This is a genomic window from Streptomyces sp. NPDC012474 (assembly GCF_042955185.1).
GTDB lineage: Bacteria > Actinomycetota > Actinomycetes > Streptomycetales > Streptomycetaceae > Streptomyces > Streptomyces cahuitamycinicus.
In genome coordinates, this window is record NZ_JBIBEP010000028.1 from 48,837 (window position 1) to 66,196 (window position 17,360).

The window sequence follows — 17,360 nt, forward strand, 5'->3', positions numbered from 1 at the left end:
CGTAGGCTCGCTGCTGATGGCCACGACACCAGCCCCCGCCCAGGACCGTTCCGCCGTGCGTACGCTGCTGCGCCTGTGGCCGTACGTGCGGCCCGTGCGGGGGCGGCTGTTCAGCGCCGCGTTCGTCGCGATACTCGCCTCCTGTGTGGGCCTGGTGATCCCGCTCGCCCTGAAGTGGATGGTGGACGGGCCGATCGCCGGCCGGGACCCGGCGGGGGTGTGGCTCGGCGCGCTGTTCCTGCTGCTGCTCGGCTTCACGGAGGCCCTGCTGTTCGGGCTGCGGCGGTGGCTGGTGGCCCGGCCGCTCTCGCACGTCGAGGCGTCGATGCGGGCGGCACTGTACGGGCACCTCCAGCGGCTGCCGGTGGCCTTCCACGACCGGTGGGCCTCGGGGCAGTTGCTGTCCCGGGGGACGACGGACCTGATGCTGCTGCGCATGTTCCTCGCGTTCCCGCTGACGTTCCTGCTGGTCAACGGGGTGACGATTCTCGTCGGCGTGATCATCATGCTGCTCCAGGACTGGACGCTGGGGTTGGTCATCCTCGGGCCCGCCGTCCCCGTCCTGGTCACGTGCGTGATCTTCGAGAGGCGCTACGCGAAGCTGGCCCGGCGCGCCCAGGACCAGGTCGGCGACCTGACGACGGTCGTCGAGGAGAGTGTGCTCGGCATCCGCATCATCAAGGGCTTCGGCCGCCACCGGAGCCAGGAGCGGGCGTTCCGGGACCTGTCGAAGACGCTGCGCGGCACGGAACTGCGCAAGGCGCGGCTGCTGGCGACGATCTGGGGCGTCATCGTGACGCTGCCGGAGGTGGCGATCGGGGCGGCGCTGGTGGTGGGGGTCGTCCAGGTGGCCGACGGTGTTCTGTCGGCGGGGACCCTGGTGGCGTTCCTCTCGACGGCGCTGGCGTTGCGGTGGCCGGTGGAGTCGATCGGTTTCCTGCTGGCGATGAGCCAGGAGGCGGCGACGGCGACGGAGCGGTACTTCGAGGTGATGGACGCGGAGGTGGAGGAGGCCAGGGAGAGGTCCGACACCACCACGGCCACAGCCCCGGGCTCGGGCCCAGCCCCGGTCACCGGCTCCGGCCCCGGCTCCGGCCCCGGCTCCGGCTCCGGCTCCGGCCCAGCCTCGGTCACCGGCTCCCACTCGGGCCCCGTCCCGGCCACTGACACCGGCTCCGGCTCCTCCTCCGGCTCCGGCACCCACTCGGGCCCCGGCACCACCTCCGACCCGTGCACCGGCACCGGCACCGGCACCGGCACCGCACCCGACAGGGGACTCCGCTTCCACGACGTCCGGTTCCGCTATCCCGACGCCCCGCCCGACACCACGCCCGTCCTGCAACACATCGACCTGCACATCCGCCCGGGCGAGTCCATGGCCCTGGTCGGCGCGACCGGCAGCGGCAAGACCACCCTCACCGCGCTCATCCCCCGGCTGTACGAGCTGACCTCGGGCCGGATCACCCTCGACGGCGTCGACATCACCGAGCTGTCCAGACAAGCCCTGCGCGCCAAGGTCGCCGTGGCCTTCGAGGAGCCCACGCTGTTCTCGGCCTCCGTGGGCGACAACGTGCTCATGGGCGCGAAGGACACCGCCGGCCATGCCGATCTGGAGCGTGCGCTCGCCGTCGCGCAGGCCGGCTTCGTGCACTCCCTGCCCCAGGGGACGGACACCCCGGTGGGCGAGCAGGGCCTCAGCCTCTCCGGCGGCCAGCGCCAGCGCCTCGCGCTCGCCCGGGCCGTCGTCGCGCAGCCGGAGTTCCTCGTCCTGGACGATCCGCTGTCGGCCCTGGACGTGCATACCGAGGCCGCTGTGGAGGCCGCCCTGCGGCAGGTCCTCGCGGACACCACCGCCCTGATCGTGGCGCACCGCCCCTCGACCGTGCTGCTCGCCGACCGCGTCGCGCTGCTGTCCGGCGGCCGGATCGCCGCGGTCGGCACCCACCAGGAACTGCTGCGCACGAACGCCGAGTACGCGCATCTGATGTCAGGGGAAGAGGAGGGCGCACGATGACGGCGGCCACCGGCGCACCGGCCGGCAACAAGCCCGACGACCGGCCCGGCCGACACCCCGACGACCGGCCCGCCGCAACCGGCGACCCCTTCGACCGGGACGTCCTGCCCACTCCGCCGGGCGCCACCGGGACCCTGCTGCGCTCCCTGCTCGCGCCCATGAAGGCCCGGGTCGCGGTCACCACGCTCCTGCTGCTGCTCCAGCAGGCGGTCGTGCAGGCGGGCCCGCTGCTCGTGGCGTACGCCATCGACCGTGCCGTACCGGCGTTCCGGGCACAGGACCACGGGCCGCTGATCGCGGTGGGCGCCGGCTACCTGGGGTGCGCGCTGGCCGCGGGCGGGCTGCAGTTCGCGTTCGTCGCCGCCGCGGCCCGGGTCAGCCAGGACGTGCTGCTCGACCTGCGCGGCCGGATCTTCCGCCACGCGCAGGCGCTGAGCGTCGACTTCCACGAGCGCTACACCTCGGGCCGGCTCATCTCCCGCTCCACGGCCGACGTGGAGTCGCTGCGCGAGCTGCTGGACGAGGGCCTCCAGGAGCTCGTGACGGTCATCCTCTCCTTCGTCTACATCTCGGCGATGCTGCTCTGGCTCGACCTGGGCCTCGGGGGCGTGGCGGTGGCGTCCCTGGTGCCGCTGTACGCGCTCGTGCGGTGGTACCGGCGGCGGGCAGGCCAGGTGTACCAGGCGCGGTCGACCGCCATCGCGGCCGTCATCGTCAAGTTCGTCGAGACGATGAACGGCATCCGGCCGGTGCGCGCCTTCCGCCGCGAGGCCGCCAACGACACGGACTTCGGCGTGCTCAACCGGCGGCACGAACGGGTCAACGGCGACGCGCTGCTGGAGATGGCCCGCTACGTCACCGGCTCGCGGCTGGTCGCCAACACGGCGGTCGCGTCGATCGTGCTGTGGGGCGCCCACCGGGTCGCGGACGGCACGCTGGCCCTCGGCGTGCTGGCGGCTGCGGTCCTGTACCTGCGGCGGCTGTACGACCCCATCGACCGGCTCGGGATGTTCCTGAACTCCTACCAGTCGGCGGCGGCCTCCCTGGAGAAGATCGCCGGCCTGCTCGCCCAGACCCCGTCGGTCCCCGAGCCGGCCACCCCCCGGCAGCTCCCGCCCCTGCAAAGCGAGCAACCCGGCCGCGAAGTGGTCTTCGACGGCGTCCGCTTCGCCTACCGCACCGGCGGGGAGGTGCTGCCCACGTTCGACCTCACGATCCCGGCCGGGCAGACGGTCGCGGTCGTGGGCTCCACGGGCGCCGGCAAGTCGACGCTGGCCAAGCTGCTGGCCCGGTTCTACGACTGCTCCGACGGCCGGGTGCTGCTGGACGGCGTCGACCTGCGCGACCTCCCCGTGCCCGAGCTGCGGCGCGGGGTGGTCATGGTGACGCAGGAGGCGTTCCTGTTCTCCGGCACGGTCGCCGACAACATCGCCATCGGCCGCCCGGACGCCACCCGCGAGGAGATCGAGCAGGCGGCGAAGGAGATCGGCGCGCACGACTTCATCAGCGCCCTGCCCGACGGCTACGACACCGACGTACGCAAGCGGGGCGGCCGCATCTCCGCCGGGCAGCGGCAACTGGTGGCGTTCGCCCGGGCGTTGCTGGCCGACCCGGCGGTGCTGATCCTCGACGAGGCGACCAGCTCGCTGGACGTTCCCGGGGAGCGTGCGGTGCAGCGGGCCATGACGACGGTGCTGAAGGGCCGTACGGCCGTGGTCATCGCGCACCGGCTGTCGACCGTCGAGATCGCGGACCGGGTCCTGGTGATGGAGCGGGGCCGGATCGTGGAGGACGGCGAACCGTCCGAACTCATCTCGGGTACGGGCAGGTTCGCGGATTTGCACCGGGCCTGGCGGGACAGTCTGGCGTAGGGCGGCGACGGCAGAGGGGCGGGCGGATGATCGACGCGTACGAGGACCCCGGCACACCGGACCGCCGTGGCGGCGCCCGCTACCTGTGGTGGCTGGTCACCCGGCAGCCCGGCCGGTGCGCCGCCGGGGCGATGTTCGGCAGCGTGTGGATGGTGCTGCTGGCGGCGACGCCGTACCTGATGTCCCGGGCGATCGACGACGGCCTGGAGCCCGGCGACATGGGCGCGCTGGTGCTCTGGAGCGGCGCGCTGTTCGTGGTGGGCGCCTTCAACGCCTGGCTGAGCATCATGCGGCACCGCACCATGACCCGGGTCCGCATGGACGCCAACTTCCGCACGGTGAAGGTCGTCGTCGGCCAGGCGGTGCGGCTCGGCTCCTCGCTGTCGCGGCAGATGGGGGCGGGCGAGGTCGTCACGATCGGCGTGGGTGACGTGCAGACGATCAGCCAGTCCCTGACGGTCGTCGGCCCCGGCGTCGGCGCGGTCGTGGCCTATCTGGTGGTCGCCGCCCTGCTGATCTCGGTCTCTCCCCTGCTCGCCGCGGTCGTCCTGCTCGGCATCCCGGTCATGGTCCTGCTGGTCGGCCCGTTGCTCGGGCGGCTGCAGGGCTCGGAGGCGGAGTACCGTGAACGCCAGGGCGTTCTGACCGCCCGGATCGGCGACCTCGCCGGCGGCCTCAGGGTCCTCGCCGGGCTGGGCGGCAAGGGCCTGGTCTCGGACGCCTTCCGCCGGGACTCCCAGCGGCTGCGCGAACAGGGCTACCGCGTCGGCGCGGTGACCAGCTGGGTCCAGGCCCTCGGCATCGGACTCCCGACGCTGTTCCTGGCGGTGGTGACCTGGCTGGCGGCCCGTCTGGCCGCGCGGGGCGACATCACCGTGGGCGAACTGGTCTCGGTCTACGGCTATGTGGCGGTCCTGGTGGGCCCGGTGTCCTTCTGGGTGGAGTGCGGCTACCAGATCAGCCGCGGCCTGGTGTGCGCGCGACGCGTCGTAGGGTTCCTGCGGCTGGAGCCGATGCCGGACACCGGGTCGCTGGACGCCCCGTCCGAGCCGTCGGCCCTGTACGACCCCGAGTCCGGCGTACGGATCCTCCCCGGCCGCCTGACGGCCCTGGTCGCGGAACACCCGGCCGACGCCGTGACGGTGCTGGACCGCCTCGGCCGCTACACCCCCTCGGACGCGACCTGGGGTGGAGTGCGACTCGATGACATCGCCCTCCCCCAGCTCCGGGAACACATCCTGCTGGCCGACCACGAAGCCGACCTGTTCGCGGGCCCCCTGGGCGAATCGGTCGGATCGGGGGGCACCGAACGCAGCGGCGCGGGGAACTGCGCGCCCAGCCATCTCCCGCCCGCAGACGCCGCACCACACGCCACAGCACCTACGGAGGCGCTGCTGCAAGCCCTCCACACCGCCGCAGCCGAAGACATCGTCCAGGCCCTCCCCGACGGCCTGAGCACCCACATGGCCGCCCAGGCCCGCAACCTCTCCGGCGGTCAACGCCAGCGCATCCGCCTGGCCCGAGCGCTCCTCGCCGACCCGGAGATCCTCCTCGCCGTCGAGCCCACCTCCGCCCTCGACGCCCACACGGAAGCCACCGTCGCCGAGCGCCTCGGAAAGGCCCGGCACGGCCGCACCACGGTCGTGACCACCACCTCCCCCCTCGTCCTGGACCGCACGGACACCGTCCACTACCTGGTCGACGGCAAGGTCGCGGCCTCCGGTGGCCACCACGAACTGCTCGACACCACTCCCGGCTACCGCGCCCTCGTGGCCAGGGACAACGAGGAGGCCGTCCGATGAGCCGCGTACACCTGCCCGTGGCCGAACGGGCTGACGTCCGGCGGGCGTTACTCGGCCTCGTACGGGCCGACACCCGGGCCTTCACCACCGTCCTCGGCGTCAACGCCCTCGCCGCCCTGGCCGGTCTGGCAGGGCCCTGGCTGCTGGGCCGGATGATCGACGACGTCCGCGCCGGGCAGGGCGTGGCTGCCGTGGACCGGCTGGCCCTCGTCCTCCTGGCCTGCGCCCTCGCCCAGCTGCTCCTCGCCCGCTGGGCCCGTTACGTGGGCCACCGCTTCGGTGAACGCACCCTCGCCCGGGTGCGGGAGCGGTTCGTGGACCGCGCGCTCGCGCTGCCCGCGTCGGTGGTGGAGCGCGCCGGCACCGGCGACCTGACGGCCCGCGGCACCTCCGACGTGACGACCGTCGGCAACACGCTGCGGGACGCCGGCCCGATCCTGCTCATCAACCTGGTCCAGTGCATGTTCCTGGTCGGCGCCGTGTTCCTGCTGGACCCGCTGCTCGGTGCCCTCGGCGTGCTGGGGCTGACGCCGATCTGGCTGGCGTTGCGCTGGTACCTGCGCCGGGCCCGGGACGGCTATCTCGCCGAGGGCGCGGCCACCTCGGACGTCGCGGAGATCCTCGCGGCGACCGCGCACGGGGCCCGCACGGTCGAGGCGTTCCGCCTCGAAAGGCAGCGCACCACCGCGAGCCGGGAGGCCCTGGAGACCTCCCGCCGCACCCGATTCCACACCCTCTACCTGCGCAGTGTGTTCTTCCCGGCGGTCGAGGTGTCGTACGTCCTCCCCGTGGCCGGTGTGCTGGTGATCGGCGGCGCGCTGCACTCCTCGGGCGGGATGAGCCTCGGGGCGGTGGTGGCGGCGGCCCTGTATCTGCACCAGCTGAGCGGCCCGCTGGACGAGATCCTGGTCCGGGTCGAGCAACTGCAGAGCAGCGGAGCCTCGTTCGCCCGGGTGGAGGGGCTGGCCCGGGCGCCGCGCGCCGCCGGTGAGGGCGACTGTCCGGATCCCGACGGTGACCGGATCGACGTCACCGGGGTGCGCTACGCGTACGACGGGGGTGCCGAGGTGCTGCGCGGTGTCGATCTGACGGTGCGCCCCGGGGAGCGGCTGGCCGTGGTCGGGCCGTCCGGCGCCGGCAAGACGACGCTGAGCCGGCTGATGGCGGGCATCGACGCGCCGACCGCCGGCTCGGTGACGGTCGGCGGCGTGCCGGTCGTCGGGCTGGGGCCGGAGCGGCTGCGCCGCCAGGTCGTCCTGGTCACCCAGGAGCACCATGTGTTCCTCGGCTCGGTCCGCGACAATCTGCGGATCGCCGCGTTGTCCGCCGGGGACGAGGAGTTGTGGAAGGCGCTGGCCGCGGTCGGCGCCGACGCGTGGGTGCGGGAGCTTCCGCGGGGCCTGGGCACCCGGATGGGCGAGGGCGGTTGCCGTGCCGACGGTTCGCAGGCCCAGCAACTCGCCCTGGCGCGGGTGGTGCTGGCGGATCCGCACACCCTGATCCTGGACGAGGCGACCGCGCTGCTCGACCCGGCGACCGCCCGGCACACCGAGCGGGCGCTGGCCGCCGTGCTGGAGGGGCGCACCGTCATCGCCGTCGCCCACCGGCTGCACACCGCGCACGACGCCGACCGGGTGGCGGTGATGGAGGACGGCCGGCTGACCGAACTGGGCACGCACGACGAGCTGGTGGCGGCCGGGGGCGCCTACGCGGCCCTGTGGCACTCCTGGCACGGGGACCCCTCCGACAGCGGCGAAGCGTCCGTATAGCGAACATGAACTTCCGGACAACGAACCGTTTCCGGCCATAGTTTTGACGCGGTCCTGACAGCAAGCGCACTCCCCTGACACGCTTCCCACGACTGCTCCACAGGAACCCCACAGCAACACCTCCACCTCCCCAGGCCGGGCGACCCCCGGTCCCGCAGAAGGAGTCAGTGTTGAGAAGCAGTTCCTCGCGAAGAGGCACCTCCCACAGACGCACTCCCCACACCCCCCGCCGCACCGCGGCCGTGGCCCTCGCCGGCGTCGCCGCGCTGATGGCCGCCGCCGTCCAGGGCGGCACCGCCATCGCAGCCCCGGAGAAGGCACCGTCGGCCGCGAGCAAGGCGATACCCGGCTCGGAGTCGGTCAAGCTCACCCCCGCCCAGCGCGCCGCGCTGATCCGGGAAGCCGACGCCGGCAAGGCGGAGACCGCCGAGGACCTGGGCCTCGGCGCCAAGGAGAAGCTGGTCGTCCGCGACGTTCTCAAGGACCGCGACGGCACCGTGCACACGCGCTACGAGCGCACCTACGACGGCCTGCCGGTCCTCGGTGGCGACCTGGTCGTCGAGAGCACCGAGGCGGACGCCACCGCGGCCGTCGTGAAGGCCACCCGCGCCGCCATCAAGCCGGCGACGACGAAGACCGCGGTGCCCGCCGCGAAGGCCCGGCAGCAGGCCCTGACCGCCGGCGAGGCCGACGAGGCCAAGGACGCCGACATCAACCGCGAGCCCCGCAAGGTGATCTGGGCCGCGAACGGCAAGCCGGTCGTGGCCTACGAGACGGTCGTCGGCGGCTTCCAGCACGACGGCACCCCGCAGGAACTGCACGTCGTCACCGACGCGACCACCGGCGAGAAGCTGTTCGAGTGGGAGGCGATCGAGACCGGCACCGGCAACACGGTGTACTCCGGCACGGTCGACCTGACCACCACGCAGTCCGGGTCGACGTACAACCTCACCGACGGCGCCCGCGGCAACCACAAGACGTACAACCTCAACCGCGGCACCTCCGGCACCGGCACCCTGTTCTCCGGCCCGGACGACGTCTGGGGCAACGGCAGCCCGTCCAACCTGGAGTCCGCGGGCGCCGACGCGCACTACGGTGCCGCACTGACCTGGGACTACTACAAGAACGTGCACGGACGCAGCGGCATCCGCGGCGACGGCGTGGGCGCGTACTCCCGGGTCCACTACGGCAACAACTACGTCAACGCGTTCTGGTCGGACAGCTGCTTCTGCATGACCTACGGCGACGGCTCGGGCAACGCGAACCCGCTGACGTCGATCGACGTGGCCGCGCACGAGATGACCCACGGGCTCACCTCGAACACCGCCGGCCTCAACTACAGCGGCGAGTCCGGCGGCCTGAACGAGGCGACCTCGGACATCTTCGGCTCGACCGTCGAGTTCTACGCGAACAACTCCTCCGACGTCGGTGACTACCTCATCGGCGAGGAGATCGACATCAACGGCGACGGCACGCCGCTGCGCTACATGGACAAGCCGAGCAAGGACGGGGCGTCCAAGGACAGCTGGTACTCGGGCATCGGCTCGATCGACGTGCACTACTCGTCCGGCCCGGCGAACCACTTCTTCTACCTGCTGAGCGAGGGCAGCGGCACCAAGACCATCAACGGTGTCACGTACAACTCGGCCACCTCGGACGGCCTTCCGGTCACCGGCATCGGCCGGGACAAGGCGGAGAAGATCTGGTTCCGCGCGCTCACCACGAAGTTCACCTCGACCACCAACTACGCGGGCGCCCGCACCGGCACCCTCGCGGCCACCGGTGAGCTGTACGGCACGGACAGCGCCGAGTACAAGGCGGTCCAGCACGCGTGGGCGGGCATCAACGTCGGTACCCGACCCGGCGACGGGGGCGGCGGCGGCACGTCCTTCGAGAACACCGCCGACGTGGCGATCCCGGACCGGGGCGCGGCGGTCACCTCGTCGGTCACCGTCTCCGGCCGGACGGGCAACGCGCCGTCCAACCTCCAGGTAGCGGTGGACATCGTCCACACCTACATCGGTGACCTCAAGGTGGATCTGGTCGCCCCCGACGGCACGGCGTACACGCTGAAGGGATACGGCACCGGCGGAAGCGCGGACAACCTCGACACGACCTACACGGTGAACGCGTCCTCCGAGGTGGCCAACGGCGCCTGGAAGCTGCGGGTGCAGGACAACGCGGCCCGCGACACCGGCTACATCAACAGCTGGAAGCTGACGTTCCCGTAGGCCACAGGCCCGCAGCCCACAGGCCCGTACTTCTCGTGGCCCGTGAGCCGTAGGCCGTAGGTCGGTAGCCCGCAGGCCCGTGGATCGACGGGCCGCAGTCCCCTCAAGTCAGGGCGTCGCCCCGGTGGGTTCGAATCCCCCGGGGCGGCGTCCGTTTCACATGCCCTCGCGTACATCGCGTCGTCGAATTCCGGCCAACATCACCGCCACTCCTGACATGTACGCGCCCCAAGTGCCACTCTTCCCCCACGCCGCACAGCACCCCAGCACTTCCCCCACACCTAGGAGCTTGTGTGACCTCCCCTCTCTACGCGCGTCACAAGCGCGCGACGCTCGCCATCGCCACCGCCGTCGCCGCCGGTGCCCTGCTCACCACCGGTCTGACCCCCGGCAGCAGCGTCGCCGCGGACTCCGCGAGCAAGCCGGCGCTCGCCGCCGCGCCCGTCCTGCTCTCCGCGCCCGCCCGCACCGCGCTCATCCAGGAGCAGCAGGCGGACGCCACCCGGACCGCGGACGAGATAGGCCTCGGCGCCCAGGAGAAGCTGGTCGTCAAGGACGTCGTGAAGGACGCCGACGGCACCGTCCACACCCGCTACGAGCGCACCTACGCGGGTCTGCCGGTCCTCGGCGGCGACCTCGTCGTGCACGAGTCGAAGTCCGGCGCGGCCAAGGGCGTCACCAGAGCCACGAAGGCCACGCTCAAGGTCGCCTCGCTCAAGCCGGCCGTCACCGCCGCCAAGGCGGAGAAGCAGGCCATGACCCTCGCCAAGGCGGCCGGCTCGGAGAAGACCGAGGCGAACTCCGCGCCCCGGAAGGTGATCTGGGCGGCCGACGGCAAGCCCACCCTCGCCTACGAGACGGTCGTCGGCGGCCTCCAGGAGGACGGCACCCCGAACGAACTCCACGTCGTGACCGACGCCGCCAGTGGCAAGAAGCTCTACGAGTACCAGGGCATCGAGACCGGCACCGGCACCACCACGTACAGCGGCAAGGTCGACCTCACCACCACCAAGTCCGGGTCGGCGTACAACCTGACCGACGGCACGCGCGGCGGCCACAAGACGTACAACCTGAACCGCCGCACATCCGGCACCGGCACCCTCTTCTCCGGCCCGGACGACATCTGGGGCAACGGCAACCCGTCCAACCTGGAGACCGCCGCCGCCGACGCCCACTACGGCGCCCAGGTGACCTGGGACTTCTACAAGAGCACCTTCGGCCGCAGCGGCATCCGCAACGACGGCAAGGCGGCCTACTCGCGCGTCCACTACGGCAACAACTTCAACAACGCCTTCTGGTCGGACAGCTGCTTCTGCATGACCTACGGCGACGGCTCGGGCAACACCCGCCCGCTGACCTCGCTCGACGTGGCCGCCCACGAGATGAGCCATGGCCTGACGTCGGCCACGGCGCGCCTCAACTACAGCGGTGAGTCCGGCGGCCTCAACGAGGCGACCAGCGACATCTTCGCCGCGGGCGCGGAGTTCTACTCCAACAACTCCTCCGACATCGGTGACTACCTCATCGGTGAGAAGATCGACATCAACGGCGACGGCACCCCGCTGCGCTACATGGACAAGCCCAGCAAGGACGGCGACTCCGCCGACGCCTGGTCCTCCAGCCTCGGCGGCCTGGACGTCCACTACTCCTCGGGCCCCGCCAACCACTTCTTCTACCTGCTGTCCGAGGGCAGCGGGAAGAAGACCATCAACGGCGTGGCCTACGACTCGCCGACGTCCAACGGCTCCACGGTCACCGGCATCGGCCGGACCAAGGCGCTGCAGATCTGGTACAAGGCGCTGACGACGTACATGACGTCGACGACCAAGTACGCGCAGGCCCGTACGGCGACCCTGAACGCGGCGTCGGCGCTGTACGGAGCGAGCAGCACCGAGTACAAGGCGGTCGCGTCGGCCTGGTCCGCCGTCAACGTCGGCTGACCCCGGCACGACCCCGGCATAACCGTAGGGCGGTACCCGGAGCGAAGGCGGCTCCGGGTACCGCCCTACTCTTGGTGACCGTGTCTCATCCTGATCCGAAGGACTTCACCTACGCCGACGTCGGCGCCACCCGCGACCAGGGCTTCTGCCCGCCGGGCTTCCACCCCATGAACGTGCGCACGCGCCTCGGCGAGGGCGAGGAGGTCTTCCGCCGGGCCTCGGACGCGGTCCTGACCTGGGAGATGCACCGGGCCATGGGCGTCGGCATCGACGCGACCGCGGAGCGCGCCGCCCCCGGCGTGGACGTCACGGTCACCCTCGCCGGCATGATCAAGGCCCCCTGCCGCGTGGTCTGGACGGTCGAGGAACCCCGCCGGGCGGGCTGGGCCTACGGCACATTGCCCGGGCACCCGGAGACCGGCGAGGAGTCCTTCATGGTCGACCGCACGGGCGACGGCACGGTGTGGCTCACCGTGAACGCCTTCAGCCGGGCGGCCAAGTGGTACGCGAAGGCCGGCGGCCCCGCCACCAGGGGTTTCCAGCACGCGTACGCACGCAGGTGCGGCAGCGTCCTTCGCAACCTGGCAACGCAGGGCGGCACGGAAGCCTGAGGGGCGCGGGGCCGTATCGGTGAGCGGCTCCGCGGGGCGGCACGGATCTGCGGCTGCGCCGCGTGGGCGCGACCGTCCCCCCACGCGCCGCAGCCGGCGAACTCACCGCATCAGCAACCCCGCCGCCGCCACCAGCTCCTCGGAGGGCCCGGCGACCAAGCCCAGCTCCGCGCTGGACGCCAACAGCCGATGCGCGGGAAGGATCCGCACCGTGTACCCGAAAGACCCGGTGCGATCCAGCGACAAGGGTCCTTCATAAACCCAGCGCCCCTCCTGATCGGCGGAGCCCACCGGCTTCAGGGGCACGACCGTCGCGTCCCCGATCCGGTCCGCCTCGTCCACCCGCCCGGAGACGACCTGCACCTCCACGTCGTCCGGCCCGAGATCGCCGAGGGCGACCCGTACGCGCAAGCCCAGCGTCGTACCGAGCTCGGCCAGAGTGTCGGACGCCGACGTCTCCACGTGGTCGACCGTGACCCCCGGCCAAGCCGCCCGCACCCGCCCCTTCCACTCGGCGAGATCCCGCGCCGTGTCCGGGCCCAGGGACCGGTGGGAGAGAGCGGCGGGCGCATAGAGCCGCTCCACGTACTCCCGGACCATCCGCCCGGCCAGGACCTTCGGCCCGAGCAGACTCAGCGTGTGCCGGACCATCTCGATCCACCGGTCGGGCAGCCCGCTCTGCCCGCGCTCGTAGAAACGGGGCGTCACCCGCTGCTCCAGCAGGTCGTACAGCGCCGCGGCCTCTATGTCGTCGCGGTGGTCCGGGTCGGTCCCGGCGCCGTCGGCCGTGGGGACGGCCCAGCCGAAGTCGGGCTGGAACCACTCGTCCCACCAGCCGTCGAGGACGGACAGATTGAGACAGCCGTTGAGCGCTGCCTTCATGCCGGACGTACCGCAGGCCTCCAGCGGCCTGAGCGGGTTGTTCAGCCAGATGTCGCAGCCGGGGTACAGCTTCTGCGCCATCGCCATGCCGTAGTCCGGCAGGAACACGATCCGGTGCCGCACCCGCGGATCGTCCGCGAACCGCACCAGCTCCTGCACCAGCCGCTTGCCGCCGTCGTCGGCCGGGTGCGCCTTGCCCGCGACGACGATCTGGATCGGCCGCTCCGGGTGCAGCAGCAGGTCCATCAGCCGGTCCCGGTCGCGCAGCATCAGCGTCAGGCGCTTGTACGAGGGGACGCGCCGGGCGAAGCCGATGGTGAGAACGTCCGGGTCGAGGACGCCGTCGATCCAGCCCAGCTCGGCCGTATGGGCGCCGCGCTGCCGCCAGGAGGCCCGCAGCCGCTCCCGCACCTCCTCGACGAGCTGCTCGCGCAGGACCCGGCGCAGTTCGAAGATGTCCTGGTCGGGGATGTCGGCGACGGCGTCCCAGCGGTCCGAGCCGCCGACGGTCAGCGCGTCCTCGGCGCGCTGGGCGCCGATCTGCCGGGCTCCGAGCCGGAACACCTCGGGGGCGACCCAGGTGGGTGCGTGCACGCCGTTGGTCACGGACGTGATCGGCACCTCGTCGGCGTCGAAGCCCGGCCACAGGCCGGAGAACATCTCGCGGCTGACCTGGCCGTGCAGCAGGGAGACGCCGTTGGCGCGCTGGGCCAGGCGCAGGCCCATCACGGCCATGTTGAAGAGGTTGGGCTCCCCGCCCGGGTAGCTCTCCATGCCGAGCCGCAGGACGCGGTCGACGTCGATGCGGGGCAGCTCGGCGTCGGGGCCGAAGTGGCGGGCGACCAGTTCGCGGTCGAAGCGGTCGATGCCGGCCGGGACGGGAGTGTGGGTGGTGAAGACGGTGCCGGCGCGGACCGACTCCAGTGCGGAGTCGAAGTCCAGCCCCTCGGCGCAGAGTTCGGCGATCCGCTCAAGGCCGAGGAACCCGGCGTGTCCCTCGTTGGTGTGGAACACCTCCGGCGCCGGGTGGCCGGTCAGCCGGCAGTACGTCCGTACCGCCCGGACACCTCCTATGCCGAGGAGCATCTCCTGGAGCAGCCGGTGTTCGCTGCCGCCGCCGTAGAGCCGGTCGGTCACGCCGCGCTCGCCGAGGTCGTTCTCCTCGACGTCGGAGTCCAGCATCAGCAGCGGGACCCGCCCGACCTGCGCCAGCCAGATCCGGGCGTGCAGCTGCTTGCCACCGGGCAGGGCGAGGGAGACCTGGGCGGGGGTGCCGTCGGGCTCCTCCAGCTGGGCGACGGGCAGCTCGTTCGGGTCGAGGACGGGGTAGTGCTCCTGCTGCCAGCCGTCCCGGGACAGGGTCTGGCGGAAGTAGCCGTGCCGGTAGAGCAGGCCGACGCCGATCAGCGGGACGCCGAGGTCGCTGGCCGCCTTGAGGTGGTCGCCGGCCAGGATGCCGAGGCCGCCGGAGTACTGGGGCAGGGCGGCCGTGATGCCGAACTCGGGTGAGAAGTAGGCGATCGCGGCGGGCAGTTCCTCGGGCTGGGACTGGTACCAGCGGTCGCCGGTCGTGTAGTCGTGCAGATCACCCGCGACCTCGGCGAGGCGGCGCAGGAACGGGCCGTCCGCGGCCAGTTCCGCGAGCCGCGCGGGCGGCACGCTGCCGAGCAGCCGGACGGGGTCGCCGCCCGAGGCGGCCCACCGCTCGGGGTCGACGGACCGGAACAGGTCACGGGTCTCCGCGTGCCACGACCAGCGCAGGTTGCGGGCCAGATCACCGATCGGCCGGAGGGGGTCGGGGAGAACGGGTCGGACGGTGAATCGACGGATCGCCTTCACGGGTTCCACCTCGGCGCGTTCGCTGGATTTCGCAGGGCTTCGACGACGTCTCCTACGACAGTACCGGCGTCGGTGCCTGTGCCGCTGAGGCTCCGCCACCCGACCCCCGATCGGCCTGAACAGCACCATCTACGGATATGGCCGATTCCGCACCCATAGGCGTCCTTGTGGTGCTTCACACGTCACGAGAGGCTGCCTCTGGCGTACCCGTCCCGTGCCGCCGTACGCGGCGCCGCGCGGCAGCCGTACGCCGAGTCGAGGAGGGGAACTCGGACCATGGCTCGGACGCGCGAACGGCGCCTGCGCAGGACGGGGGGCCTGGCGGCGGCGGTCTGTACCGCGGCGTTTTCGGCCATCACCCCGCCCGCGCACGCCGTACCGGAGGGGCGGATACTCGGCGCCGGATCACCCGGCTCCGTGCACGGAAGTTACCTGGTGACACTGAAGGAGGGCACGGGGGCCCGGTCGGCGGCCGGAAAGGGCCTCGCCGAAAAGTACGGGGTGGAGATCAGCCATACGTACAGCACGGTCCTGAACGGCTACGCGGTCCGCGCGGGCGACCGACAGGCCGCGCGGCTGGCCGCCGACCCCCGGGTCGCCTCGGTCGTCCAGGACACCCGCGTGCGGCTCGACGGCACGCAGAGAAACCCCCCGTCCTGGGGGCTGGACCGCGTCGACCAGCCGGAGCGGCCGCTGGACCGGAGCTACACCTGGCCCGGCCCGGCCGGCGCGGGGGTGACGGTCTACGTGATCGACACCGGCGTCCGGATCACCCACCGGGACTTCGCCGGCCGGGCGGGCCACGGCTGGGACTTCGTCGGGGGCGACCGGGTCGCCTCCGACGGCAACGGCCACGGCACCCACGTCGCCGGGACGGTCGCGGGGACGGTTCACGGCGTCGCCAAGAAGGCCAGGATCGTCTCCGTGCGCGTCCTCGACGCCGCGGGCGGGGGCACCACGGCCCGGGTGATCGCCGGGATCGACTGGGTGACCCGGCACGCGAGGAAACCCGCGGTGGCCAACCTCAGCCTGGGCGGCCCGCGCAACGGCCGGCTGGACGCCGCCGTCCGCGCCTCCATCGCCTCCGGCGTCACCTACACGGTCGCCGCGGGCAACGACGGCAGGCCGGCCGGCCTGTACTCCCCGGGGAACGTCAGGCAGGCCATCACGGTCGGGGCGACCGACCGGGGGGATACGAAATCGGCCTTCTCCAACCACGGTCCGGCGCTCGATCTGTTCGCCCCGGGTGTCGGCATCACCTCCGCCTCCGCCGCGAGCGACACCGCGCGGGCCACTCATTCGGGTACCTCGATGGCGTCCCCGCACGCCGCGGGAGCCGCCGCGCTCTATCTGGACGATCATCGACATGCGACTCCGGCCCAGGTCGGGAGGGCCTTGACGGCCGGAGCAGCGACCGGGAAGGTCTCCGGCCGGGGCCTCGGTTCGCCGGACAAGTTACTGCGGGTACCGCGCGTGTAGGGCGAAGGAGCAGCCATGCCAGGAGGCCGGCCTCGTCCGTCGCGGACGAGGCCGGTCTTGTGTGTCGACATACGCGTGAGTAGTTAACAAAGTGCCGGATTGCCCACCCGAATAGGGTGGGAAGGCTCCTGCGGGTACCCCTCTCAGGAGCACCACGCAGGACCCACCTCCCCACTGACCTCCGCCCACCCACGTTGACGCGGACAGGAGCGGTCATGCCCGCCAAGCACCATTCGCCAGCACCCCCCAGCCGCCGCACCACCGGGGCGCGCGCACCCGGCGGCGAAGCGCGCCCCGCGCGCCCGGCCGATGCCGGTCCGGCGGCCTCGCCATCACCACCTGGCGACGCGACCGCCGTCGGGCGCATACCCGTACTCGATGTCCGCCCGGTGGTCCAGCACGGACGCCGGCCGGCCAAGGCCGTCACCGGCGAGACCTTCGAGATCTCGGCGACCGTGTTCCGGGAGGGGCACGACGCGGTGGCGGCCAATGTCGTCCTGAAGGACCCCGAGGGCCGGCCCGGCCCGTGGACACCTCTGCGGGAGCTGGCCCCGGGGACGGACCGCTGGGGCGCCGAGGTCACCGCCGGGGAACCCGGTCTGTGGACGTTCACCGTCGAGGCTTGGGGGGACCCGGTCGGTACCTGGCGCCACCACGCCGAGATCAAGATCCCCGCCGGCATGGACACGGACGTCGTCCTGGAGGAGGGCGCGCGACTGTACGAGCGGGCGGCCGCCGGTGTACCCGAGGAGGAGGGACTGCGCGACGTGATCCTCACCGCCGTCGACGCCCTGCGGGACGAGGACCGCCCCGCGGCGGCCCGTCTGGCGGGGGCGTTGACGCCGGAGGTGGAGGAGGTCCTGGCGCGGCATCCGCTGCGGGATCTGGTCACCAGCAGCGAGCCGCTGCCGCTGCTGGTGGA

Annotated in this window: 10 protein-coding genes; 9 read left to right on the forward strand and 1 reads right to left on the reverse strand. The window is 72.2% G+C overall.

Annotated features, from left to right (window positions below):
- The first annotated feature begins 16 nt into the window (after positions 1–16).
- The 7 genes from ACFY9S_RS37930 (at position 17) to ACFY9S_RS37960 (ending at position 12,238) form a co-directional block, all read left to right on the forward strand.
- On the forward strand, positions 17–2,014 hold the full coding sequence (locus ACFY9S_RS37930; RefSeq protein ID WP_391138271.1) for an ABC transporter transmembrane domain-containing protein: 1,998 nt from the start codon (positions 17–19) through the stop codon (positions 2,012–2,014).
- Positions 2,011–3,885 carry an ATP-binding cassette domain-containing protein gene (locus tag ACFY9S_RS37935; protein WP_391138273.1) on the forward strand — a complete coding sequence of 625 codons (1,875 nt, stop codon included), beginning with the start codon at positions 2,011–2,013 and terminating at the stop codon, positions 3,883–3,885. The genes ACFY9S_RS37930 and ACFY9S_RS37935 overlap by 4 nt, the downstream gene beginning before the upstream one ends.
- A gap of 26 nt (positions 3,886–3,911) precedes the next feature.
- A complete protein-coding gene (locus ACFY9S_RS37940) occupies positions 3,912–5,687 on the forward strand; it encodes an ABC transporter transmembrane domain-containing protein (protein ID WP_391138276.1) in 1,776 nt (591 codons plus the stop codon).
- Entirely contained in the window at positions 5,684–7,456 is a 1,773-nt protein-coding gene (locus ACFY9S_RS37945; protein ID WP_391138279.1) for an ABC transporter transmembrane domain-containing protein, read from the forward strand. The genes ACFY9S_RS37940 and ACFY9S_RS37945 overlap by 4 nt, the downstream gene beginning before the upstream one ends.
- Before the next feature lie 170 nt (positions 7,457–7,626).
- A complete protein-coding gene (locus ACFY9S_RS37950) occupies positions 7,627–9,687 on the forward strand; it encodes a M4 family metallopeptidase (RefSeq protein ID WP_391138282.1) in 2,061 nt (686 codons plus the stop codon).
- A 293-nt stretch (positions 9,688–9,980) separates the two neighbouring features.
- Positions 9,981–11,627, forward strand: coding sequence for a M4 family metallopeptidase (locus ACFY9S_RS37955; protein ID WP_391138285.1), 1,647 nt, complete (start codon positions 9,981–9,983; stop codon positions 11,625–11,627).
- A gap of 74 nt (positions 11,628–11,701) precedes the next feature.
- Positions 11,702–12,238, forward strand: coding sequence for a DUF1990 family protein (locus tag ACFY9S_RS37960; protein ID WP_391138299.1), 537 nt, complete (start codon positions 11,702–11,704; stop codon positions 12,236–12,238).
- 102 nt (positions 12,239–12,340) lie between these two features.
- Here the strand turns inward: ACFY9S_RS37960 and ACFY9S_RS37965 are convergent, their stop codons facing one another.
- Complete coding sequence (locus ACFY9S_RS37965) at positions 12,341–14,959, reverse strand: alpha-glucan family phosphorylase (protein WP_391138288.1); 2,619 nt, start codon at positions 14,957–14,959, stop codon at positions 12,341–12,343.
- A 276-nt stretch (positions 14,960–15,235) separates the two neighbouring features.
- On the opposite strand from ACFY9S_RS37965, the gene ACFY9S_RS37970 reads away from it, so the two are divergent.
- Together ACFY9S_RS37970 and ACFY9S_RS37975 are read left to right on the forward strand one after the other, a co-directional pair.
- Entirely contained in the window at positions 15,236–16,438 is a 1,203-nt protein-coding gene (locus tag ACFY9S_RS37970) for a S8 family serine peptidase (RefSeq protein WP_391138290.1), read from the forward strand.
- A 215-nt stretch (positions 16,439–16,653) separates the two neighbouring features.
- Positions 16,654–17,360 (forward strand): maltotransferase domain-containing protein (locus ACFY9S_RS37975; RefSeq protein ID WP_391138293.1); only part of this gene is annotated, 707 nt, incomplete at its 3' end.

What these genes read in the sequence shown, in the direction of transcription:
- ACFY9S_RS37930 (WP_391138271.1), top strand. Translation starts at nt 17, where the DNA reads ATGGCCACGACACCAGCCCCCGCCCAGGACCGTTCCGCCGTGCGTACG.
- ACFY9S_RS37935 (WP_391138273.1), top strand. Translation starts at nt 2,011, where the DNA reads ATGACGGCGGCCACCGGCGCACCGGCCGGCAACAAGCCCGACGACCGG.
- ACFY9S_RS37940 (WP_391138276.1), top strand. Translation starts at nt 3,912, where the DNA reads ATGATCGACGCGTACGAGGACCCCGGCACACCGGACCGCCGTGGCGGC.
- ACFY9S_RS37945 (WP_391138279.1), top strand. Translation starts at nt 5,684, where the DNA reads ATGAGCCGCGTACACCTGCCCGTGGCCGAACGGGCTGACGTCCGGCGG.
- ACFY9S_RS37970 (WP_391138290.1), top strand. Translation starts at nt 15,236, where the DNA reads ATGGCTCGGACGCGCGAACGGCGCCTGCGCAGGACGGGGGGCCTGGCG.